The following is a 1272-nucleotide window of genomic DNA, read 5'->3' as shown; positions in this document are numbered from 1 at the left end:
GGCGGAGGCGACCTCGCCGGCGGCGTGCCCGCCCATGCCGTCCGCCACCGCGGCCAGCAGCAGCGGCTCGGTGAGCACGGCGTAGGAGTCCTCGTTGAGCTCGCGGACGGCGCCGACGTCCGTGCGGGCCGCCACGAGCGGCTGCGGCAGGGACCTGGTGTCAGTGGTGTCGGTCATGCATCCTCATCGGTCGAAGTCCAGGGCGTCGGCCGAGGCGGCCAGCAGCATGGAGGGGCGGATCTCGCCGAACCCGCGCACGATCTGCGGAGGCTGCGGGACCAGCACGAAGCGGTCGTCCTGGGCCAGGGCGGCCGCCGTGAGGGAGTCCACCAGCACGGTGCCGGGGTCCGCCAGCACGGTGAGCCGGGCGGCCAGGTTCACGGTGGGCCCGTAGATGTCCCCGAGGCGGGAGAGCACGCGGCCCCAGGTCAGGGCCACACGGGCCGCGGGGAGCACCGGGTCCTCGGACATCGCCCGGGCCAGGTGCAGGGCGATGCGGGCGCCGACCTCCGGGGTCTCGGCGTTGAACAGGACCTCGTCCCCGATGGTCTTGACCAGCCAGCCGCCCTCGGCGGTGATGATCTCCGCGGCCTTCGCCTCGAAGCGCTGGACCATGCGGGCCAGGGTCCGCTCGTCCATGGTGCGGGACATGGAGGTGTAGGAGACCATGTCCGCGAAGCCGACGGCGCGGGCCAGCGGCAGCGGGGCGTCGTCCTCGGAGCCGTCCCGGCCGCGCTCGGAGGCGGCCAGCCCGGCCTCCACGTTGACGGTGAGGCGCTGGACGGCGTTGTTGAGCTGGCGCCGGTAGACGGTCTGCATGACCTCCTCCAGCGGGGTGATCAGCTCCGGGAGCAGGTCCACCACCTCGCGCCGGGCCTCCGGGTCGGACTTGCCGGCGGCCACCCGGTCCTCCACGAGGGCCTCGATCTGCCAGACCACCATCCGGTCCGTCATCTGGCCGATCGAGCGGGCCAGGGAGCCGGCCGTGGCCTCGGTGAGCACGCCCCGGCGGATCAGGGAGAGGATGACCTCGAAGGACTCCAGGTCCGCAGACGTGAAGACCTTCTCCCCCTCCGGCACATGGGAGAAGCCGAGGGACTGCCAGATGCGGCGGGCGGACTCGGCGGGCACCCCCAGGCGTTCGGCCGCCTCCTCGCGGGTGAAGGTGCGCGGGCCCACCACGAGGCCGGCGTCCAGGGTGCGCATGGCCGTGGTCCAGCCGGGGGTTCTGCGGGAGCGCGTCGCGCCCGCGCGGGCTCTGCTCGGTCATCG

The 1272-nt window shown here is 73.7% G+C and carries 1 pseudogene; it reads right to left on the bottom strand.

Annotated elements, in window-relative coordinates:
• Positions 1-183: 183 nt before the first annotated feature.
• Positions 184-1218: pseudogene (locus AC2W7A_RS12575) on the bottom strand (adenylate/guanylate cyclase domain-containing protein); the annotation flags it as partial.
• Positions 1219-1272 lie beyond the last annotated feature (54 nt).

The sequence above is a fragment of the Micrococcus sp. LASM2_SD2 genome, from assembly GCF_057364565.1.
The sequence above is the reverse complement of the archived record's forward strand: the minus strand, read 5'-3'. Positions and strand labels throughout refer to the sequence as shown.